Source organism: Chelativorans composti, from assembly GCF_039541695.1.
Classification (GTDB): domain Bacteria; phylum Pseudomonadota; class Alphaproteobacteria; order Rhizobiales; family Rhizobiaceae; genus Chelativorans; species Chelativorans composti.
In genome coordinates this window covers 1-8,316 of sequence record NZ_BAABGS010000050.1, presented here as the reverse complement: position 1 = coordinate 8,316, position 8,316 = coordinate 1, and the positions used below count along the sequence as shown (strand labels likewise).

The window sequence follows — 8,316 nt, the reverse complement described above, 5'->3', positions numbered from 1 at the left end:
GGCACGCGCCAGCTATTGGTAAGCGCGCGCGCCATGGCGCAGGCCACTGCCACCTGGCCTGGTTTTGCGCCGCCGCGTGGCCGGATTTTGCACCGCCGTTGACACTTTGCCGGGGATCGGTCTCGCAGACTGAGGCTTCTAACGTCCACCGGCTCTCTCATTCGATCAATTTAAGCAAATTCAAACTGCATGCTGTTGACAGTTTACTCCTCTGAGGGCAGGATGTCGGTGGAGACGGAGGAATGCACTATGGCGTTAGGTGCACACAAGCAGCGAGAGTACGGAACTGTCGCCACCATTGGACTGACGGTCCCGCAGGCAAACCCAACAGTAGAGCCGGAATTCTACGCGCTGATGCCGGAAGGGGTGAACATCATCACCTCACGATTGAAAGGCAGCCGCACTGACTCAAAGGATAGACTTGTTGGATACCTAGAAAATCTTGATGAAACTTTGGACGCTTTTGATACTGCTGAAATAGATTGTGCGGCTTATGCTTGCACCGGGTCATCATATATTGTTGGTCACGAGCGCGATGCAGAAATTATGGCCGCGATGCAGATGCGCTTCGGCTACCCAGTCATCTCGGCTGCGGCGGCAATCGAAGCGGCACTGAAGCATCTGGGAGGGGAGCGGATTGTGGTGTTTGCACCCTATCCGGACTGGCTGGCGGAGCTCAGCATCAGTTTCTGGCGCAAGGCCGGCTTCGACGTCGTCGATCATGCCTATGCGCCGCTCGATCCTTCAGATACTCGCAGTGTCTACAAAATACGCTCAGACTCGATACTAGAGAATATATCGCGTCTATCTGTGGACCGGGCTGACATGCTGATATTGACCGGTACAGGGATGCCAACGATCAAAGCGATCCCTGTCATCGCAGAAAAAATCGGTAAACCTGTACTGTCCTCCAATCTGTGCCTGGCATGGGCGGTCATGAAAGAGACCGGTGTGGAGCTGCCCGAACCAACCCCGACCGAGCCATTATTCGGAGGCTGGAGCGGAAGACTGCGAGCATGAAACATTTTGACATGAATCCGTCTAACAAATGTGGGGAGAACAATGAAGATCAATGTAAGTAAGCGTACGCTCATTGGAGCCGCAATTGCAGCATCTGCATTGGCGCTGACCATGCCGGCCATGGCGCAAGACTATCCGTCGCGGCCGATAACACTCATTGTACCGTTCGCGACAGGTGGAAATACAGACCTAACAGCGCGAGTCTTTGCCGATGCGCTGTCAAAGCAGCTCAATCAGCCCGTCGTTGTCGACAACCGTCCGGGTGCAGGCGGTACAACCGGCGGCGGTATCGTAGCATCAGCCGCGCCTGACGGGTACACCCTTCTGTGGAGTGGTTCAAGCCTCCTCTCGATTGCTCCCCTGCTCTACCCGGATCTGTCCTATGACATTTCCACGGCCTACCAACCCATCAGTCGTATTATGACCCATTCCATCGTCCTCGCGGTTAACAAGGACGTTCCCGCAAATACGATTGAAGAGTTTGTGACCTACGCCAAAGCAAAGGCTGATGGCATCAACTACGGTTCTCCCGGCGTTGGCACCATTCATCACCTGACGATGGAGCTGTTCAAAGCAGAAGCTGGCTTTGAGGCCGAGCATATACCTTATCAGGGAAACGGCCCCGCATCGACGGACCTGATCGCCGGAACGATTGATGCCATGTTCATGGGCGTGCCGCTGGCCCTGCCTTACAGGGATGGCCAGGAGCTGAAGTTCCTTGGCGTGACGACGGCAACGGCAGACCCGAACATGCCAGAGGTTCCGACCTTTACCGCAGCAGGTTTCCCGCAGCTCGAAGTATCGCAAAGCTGGTATGGCGTTCTTGGGCCGGCAGGGCTGCCAGATGATGTACTTGCAACACTGTCTAAGGCTTCCAAGGCTGCCGCGCAGACCGAAGACGTTATTCGAGTTGTCCGCGAACAGGGCATGGAGACCGTGGTGGAAGATCCGGCTGATTTCCAGGAGGCCATTACCAGCACGGCAGAGACCTGGAAGCGCGTCTCCGAGGTCAACAACATCTCCTTCAAGTAATATTAGGAGTTGATATGGCTCAAGAAATAACCACGCCGGTTCTCATCGTAGGCGGGGGGCCGGTTGGGCTCACCATGGCAATCGACCTAGCTTACAATGGCATCGATTGCATGTTGATCGAAAAGACAGATGGCTACATTGACCATCCCAAAATCGGTACGATTGTCACCCGCACCATGGAGTTTTTTCGGCGGTGGGGTTTTGCGGAGCAGGTGAGAACCTCCGGTTTTCCCGATGACTACAAGCTCTCGATCGTCTTCTGCACGGCCCTGACCGGCCATCAGCTTGAGCGTGACGACTATCCCTCGACTGCAGAATCGCCCATTCCTGAAGGGACGCCGCACAAGCGTCAGCGCTGCCCGCAAATGTGGCTCAATCCGATCCTGCAGCGATTTGCCGGCGCTCAGCCTGCAATCGATCTGCGCTTTGAACATGCGCTGGAGAGCTTCACCGATACAGGCAAAGGTGTGACCGCGACTGTCCGCAATGTGAAGACTGGAAAGGTCTTGACTGTCAACGCCCGCTACCTGATCGGCTGCGACGGTGCTACGAGCACGGTCCGTTCCGAGCTCGGCATTCCGATGCTCGGCAAGCCGAAGATCAATTACTCTATCGGCATTCTTTTCCGTTGCCCTGACCTGCTTGAAATGACCCAAATCGGGGACTTCGAGCGTTGCATTTTGGTCGGCCCGGAAGGTACATGGGGAAACCTTACCGTTATTGACGGAAGCAAGCTCTGGCGCCTTACCGTTTTCGGAAACGAAGAGCGCTTCGATCTCCAGAATTTTGACTCTGGAGGCTGGATCAAGCGGGCACTTGGCCGTGATGACATCCCGTTCGAAGTCATCACCGTAGTGCCCTGGCGCCGTACGGAGCTGGTCGCCGAGCATTACAGAAAGGGCAATGTTTTCATTGCCGGTGACGCTGCTCATACAATGTCGCCCACAGGCGGTATGGGAGTTAACACCGGATTTGGCGACGTTGTGGACCTTGGATGGAAGATGGCTGCCACGCTCAAGGGCTGGGGCGGCGAGCACCTGCTCGAGAGCTATGAGGCAGAACGCCGACCCATCGCTGTGCGTAATGCTGCCTTTTCCACCCATAACTTCAGGACCTGGAATGCGCCGCTGGACACTTCGGACATCAATGCCCCTGGAGAAGAAGGCGACAAGCTGCGTACGGCAATTGGTCGGGCACTAAAGGAAAATACCCGCTCCGACTGGCAGTCGTGGGGCATCCAGCTAGGTTATAGGTACGAGAATTCGCCGATCTGCGTTCCGGATGGGACACCGCCGACGCCTGATGAATATACAACCTACGTTCCCACTGCACGTCCCGGGCACCGGGCACCTCACGCATGGCTCAGCGACGGTCGCTCGATCCTCGATCTGTACGGACGTGATTTCGTATTGCTCGATTTCGGCGCAGATTCGAAGGCCGCTGGGGCCTTCGTTACGGCTGCGGGCAAGGCAGGCATTCCGCTCCGCGTAGAGGCAATCGACGATGCCAAGATTGCTGAGCTCTACGAACAGCCGCTGGTCCTTGTGAGGCCCGACGGACATGTCGCCTGGCGTGGCAAGGATGGCTCCGATGCCGCATGGATCATCGACGTGGTTCGTGGCGCCACTGCTTCAAAACAAGCACTTACCGCGTGAGGAACGCAATGGATCGATACAAGTTCAGCCCTATAGTTGATCGACCAGTTTATGACTGGCCTGGGGGCAAGCGTTTGGCAGTCTATATTGCCCTCAACATTGAGGCATTCGAATTCGGCCGCAACCCCGGCAATGACTTCACTTCACAGCCAAGCCCGCCATATCACCGCGGCTATGCCTATCGCGATTATGGCAACCGTGTCGGTGTGTGGCGGATCCTGAGGCTGTGCGAGGAATTCAGACTCCCGCTGGCGATCCTCGCCAATGGCATGGTCTACAAGGAAGCACCGCAGGTGCTGGAGCCATTCCGCAAGCGTGGTGATGAGTTCGTCGGCCACGGCCGCACCAATTCGGAGCGTCAGATCGACATGACGCCGGAATATGAGATGGCCATGCTGGAGGAAGTGCGCGACATCATGCTTAAGCACGAGGGTGTGGCTCCTCGCGGATGGCTTGGGCCATTCATCTCCCAGAGCCCGCAAACGCCTGAACTGCTGAAGAAGGCAGGGTTCGAATACATGCTAGACTGGTGGTTTGACGACCAGCCCCAGTGGTTCCGTACGGATGAAGGCCCGATCCTTGCCGTTCCGTACCCCTCGATGGAGCTCAACGACCTGCCGGCCTACGTGAACCGTGGTGCGTCTGACACCGACTTCACGCGAATGGCGATTGATGCCTTTGATGAGCAGCTTGAGGAAAGTGCACTTTATCCGCAGGTCTATTGCTTGTCGCTCCACACGTTCCTGACTGGACAACCTCACCGCATCCGCCAGCTACGCAAGATTTTCGAGCACATAGCGATGCACCGCGATCAGATTTGGCTCACCACGCCAGGCGAAATCGCCAGTCATGTAATGTCACTTCCACCAGGAATGGTGCAGATGCCATGAGCAAAGAAGTAATTCAGACAGCCGGGTATGCCGGCAAATCCAGCCTTCTGGAACGGTTATTCCTCACCTCCGACAGCGTTGGAGGCTGGATCTCTGTTGTCATTGGTTGTGTCTCGCTCGGCCAGGGCCTATCTCTTGGCCTTGGTAGCTTGAGACGCCTGGGGTCGGGAGGTTTCCCATTCGGCGTCGGTGTGCTTCTCGTGGCGCTCGGAGCCCTGCTGATCATCGGCTCCCTTCGCAACGGTGGAGAGCCTGCGAGGATCCCTATCAAGGTTTCCTCCTTTCTGATCCTAGCCGCACTCGCCTCCTTCGCAGTGCTGCTTCCCCTATTCGGCATGATTCCGTCGGCAACGGTTCTTATGCTATTTGTCAGCGCGGCCGTGACCGGACGCTTGGCGTGGGCCGACGTCATCTATGCGTTGGCGATTAGTATCGCAGCGGTCCTGGTATTCATCAATGGCCTGGGCCTCGCACTTCCCGCCATCCGCTGGCCTCTGTGACACAGAAGGAGGCTACTTTGGAAGCGTTATTCAGTCTCTTGCAAGGCATGGCGCTGGCTCTTTCATGGCCTTCCGTGCTTTATAGCGTCGGCGGTGTCACTCTGGGTATGATGGTCGGCGTGCTGCCGGGCGTCGGTCCCATGGCAGCCATCGCCCTCATTCTCCCCGTCACATTTCACGTCGCTCCAGCCGATGCGCTGATTATGCTGGCAGGCGTCTACTACGGCGCACAGTATGGCGGATCTATCACATCCATCCTGTTGAACCTGCCGGGCACCGCGTCGTCAGCCGTTGTCTGCCTTGATGGACATCCAATGGCGCAACGAGGGAGAGCGGGCGCTGCACTCTTTATCACCACCATGGCGTCGTTCATTGGCAGCAACCTGGCGATTATACTGCTGGTCATCTTTGCCGCGCCTCTGGCACGCGTAGCGCTTCAGTTCCAGCCGGCTGACTATTTCTCGATGATGATGATGGGCCTTATTGCGGCCGCCACCCTGTCGGAAGGATCCGTGGCCAAAGGCATCATAATGGTCTTGTTTGGCCTAATTCTTGGAATGGTAGGTGCAGATGTCAACACGGGTGCGCAGCGATTCACCTTCGGGTTTACCGATCTTTGGAACGGAATTAGCATTGTAGCAGTGGCCATGGGCTTCTTCGGTGTTACCGAGGTGATCCGCAACCTGACGTCAACTAGTGAGCGGGACGCAAGCATCTACAAGGTGACTTGGCGTACTTTGCTGCCTACTGGCCACGAGGTGCGTGATTCGATCTGGCCGATTACGCGAGGTTCAGTCCTGGGTATGGCCTTTGGCCTTCTCCCGGGAACGGGCACGTCCATTTCCTCCTTCGTGGCTTACCTGATGGAGAAGAAGATTAGCCGTCATCCCGAGAAGTTTGGTCAGGGCACCATCGAAGGCATTGCGAGTTCGGAAGCGGCTAACAATGCGACGGCGCAGAGCGCATTCATTCCGACTCTGTCGCTCGGCATTCCTGCCGATGGCGTGATGGCGCTACTGCTAGCTGCAATGATGATCCACGGTATCCAGCCAGGCCCGCGTTTCCTGACCGAACACCCCCATATCTTTTGGGGTCTGATCGGGAGCTTTGTGATCGGAAACCTGTTTCTGGTGATCCTCAACCTGCCTTTGATCGGCATATGGGTGAGGTTCCTTTCAATACCATACAGGTTCCTTGCACCGGCGGTCATCCTGCTCATTGCCATCGGCGTCTACAGTATCCAAAACAGCACCGGTGACATATTTTTTGTCATTGGCTTTGGTATGGCCGGCTATGTTTTGAGCAAACTAGGCTTCCAGGCAGCTCCGCTACTGCTTGGACTTGTGCTTGGACCGATGGTGGAGGAAAACCTTAGGCGCGCATTGCTGATCACTCGTGGCGACTACATGGTGTTCCTTGAGCGCCCGATTAGTCTCTCGTTCCTTCTTTTGACGGCGTTTCTCATTCTCTCGTCGATCTGGACACCGTGGAAGCGTTTCAAGAAACGGGCTGAGGCATAATCCACGAAGAGCAGAAAAGGGGGGGCCGGAATACGGTCCGCCTCAGACCGCTGACAAACCCGCCGATTTTTTTGGCGGGTTTTTCTTTTGAGCGGGACGGCGTCGCTGTGAGCATTGACGCAGAGAAGATGACGAAGGAGCCCGCGGCCTCACGCCCCTGCCAGTCGCGGTTTCCGGGTCATCGCCAGCGCGATCTTCTTCATCTTCTGACTGGCCGCGGCCAGCAGACATTGCCAGCTCACCTTCATCAGCCCGCGCAAGCGCGCATAACGGTGCCCGTGCAGCTGTTTGGTATCCGCAAACGAGCGCTCCACCGTCTCCTTGCGTCGCTTGTAGATCGCCTTGCCCCACGGCGTCTTGCGGTAACTGTCCGTCCGCTCGCGTACCTCCGCCCATACATGCCGCGTGATGGTGCGCACCGCCTTCGCATTGCTGGTGCAGGAGGCCCGCAGCGGACAGGCGCGGCAGATGCCCGGATCGGACCGGTAGTGCCGGTAGCCTTTGCGGTCGGTGGTGGCATAGCCAAGCAGCTGGCCCGCCGGGCAGCGGTAGCCATCGGTCTCCTTCTCGTAGACGAACGTCGACTTGTGCATCATCCCCTCGCGCCGTGGCGTCGGGTTGCGATAGCCGGTCACCCCTAGGATGCCGCGCTCTTCCAGCCCATGGGTAATGCCGGCCGTGGCATAGCCCGCATCAAGCCCCACGCCCGCACGTCGAAGCCAAAGCGCGCCCGCTGACGATCGAGCCGCTCCAGATAGACGATCGAGCATGTACGCTGGCCGGCGTCACATGGGTATCGGTGATGATCGCAAGGCGTCCGCCAACCGTCCGGTGATCAAGGTAGAAGAAACCCGTCGGCTTGCCCTCGCGCACCAAGGAGCCCGCGTCCGGATCGGTGCGGCTGACCTTGGTCTCCTTCACCTGCGGCTTCCGCTCCTTTTCCGTGAGCGGCTTCTGGCCGTGCAGCCTGCTTTCCGCCTCGACCGCCCGGCCAGATCGGCCCAATAGTCGGCGCGCGACTTGGCGATCATCGCCAGGTCGTACTTGCCCTTATTGGCATTGGCCTTCAGGTGTGTCGAGTCGGTGTAGAGCACGGTGCCGTCGACCAGCCCATGGGCGATCGCCTGTTCGACGATCGCGTCGAAGATGTCCTGCGCCACCGTGGTGCCGTTGAAGCGCCGCCGCCGGTTCTGGCTCAGCGTCGAGGCGTCGAACACCGGATCAGTTAGCTTCGGCCCCGAGGAACCAGCGGTAGGCGACATTGACCTCAATTTCGCGCACCAGCTGGCGCGGAGCGGATGCCGAACAGATAACCAATGAACAGGGCCTTGAACATCAAGGTCGGGTCGAGCGGCGGGCGGCCGTTGTCGGCGCAGTAGAGCCCCGCCACGCGGTCATGGATGAAGGAGAAATCGATCACCGCCTCAATCTTGCGCAGCAGGTGATCGGCGGGGACAAGGCTCTCGAGCGTCACCATCTCGATCGCCGTCTGAACGGGCGCGGGCTTCTTCAACATGCCCCAGTGAATCAAAAACCTCCGGCCAACGCCAGAGGTTTGAGCTGAATGGGAATACGGTCCGCCCTTTGGTTACTTTAGAGCCATTCAGCTTTTCTCGGAACCATAGCCGGCGTTTCGGAAATAGTTTGTACATTCCGCTGGCTGGATGGAGGAGACGAGGTGGCCAACGTGCCGCCATGT

Annotated in this window: 7 protein-coding genes and 1 pseudogene; 7 read left to right on the top strand and 1 reads right to left on the bottom strand. The window is 57.7% G+C overall.

Going from position 1 to position 8,316, the window contains the following annotated elements:
* The 7 genes from ABD906_RS10260 to ABD906_RS10230 all read left to right on the top strand — a co-directional run.
* Positions 1-215, top strand: a 215-nt coding sequence (locus ABD906_RS10260) for a hypothetical protein (protein ID WP_345099314.1), incomplete at its 5' end; no start/stop codon positions are given.
* Positions 216-222: 7 nt separating this feature from the next.
* A complete protein-coding gene (locus tag ABD906_RS10255; protein WP_345099313.1) occupies positions 223-1,020 on the top strand; it encodes a maleate cis-trans isomerase family protein in 798 nt (265 codons plus the stop codon).
* A 42-nt stretch (positions 1,021-1,062) separates the two neighbouring features.
* Positions 1,063-2,052, top strand: a complete 990-nt coding sequence (locus tag ABD906_RS10250; RefSeq protein ID WP_345099312.1) for a Bug family tripartite tricarboxylate transporter substrate binding protein — start codon at positions 1,063-1,065, stop codon at positions 2,050-2,052.
* A gap of 14 nt (positions 2,053-2,066) precedes the next feature.
* Complete coding sequence (locus tag ABD906_RS10245) at positions 2,067-3,707, top strand: FAD-dependent oxidoreductase (RefSeq protein WP_345099311.1); 1,641 nt, start codon at positions 2,067-2,069, stop codon at positions 3,705-3,707.
* Positions 3,708-3,715: 8 nt separating this feature from the next.
* Positions 3,716-4,597 carry a polysaccharide deacetylase family protein gene (locus ABD906_RS10240; RefSeq protein WP_345099310.1) on the top strand — a complete coding sequence of 294 codons (882 nt, stop codon included), beginning with the start codon at positions 3,716-3,718 and terminating at the stop codon, positions 4,595-4,597.
* A complete protein-coding gene (locus ABD906_RS10235) occupies positions 4,594-5,097 on the top strand; it encodes a tripartite tricarboxylate transporter TctB family protein (RefSeq protein WP_345099309.1) in 504 nt (167 codons plus the stop codon). Before ABD906_RS10240 ends, ABD906_RS10235 begins: the two co-directional genes overlap by 4 nt.
* A gap of 17 nt (positions 5,098-5,114) precedes the next feature.
* Entirely contained in the window at positions 5,115-6,617 is a 1,503-nt protein-coding gene (locus tag ABD906_RS10230; RefSeq protein WP_345099308.1) for a tripartite tricarboxylate transporter permease, read from the top strand.
* A gap of 149 nt (positions 6,618-6,766) precedes the next feature.
* Here ABD906_RS10230 and ABD906_RS10225 read toward each other — a convergent pair.
* Positions 6,767-8,133, bottom strand: a pseudogene (locus tag ABD906_RS10225) (IS1182 family transposase).
* Positions 8,134-8,316: the final 183 nt, after the last annotated feature.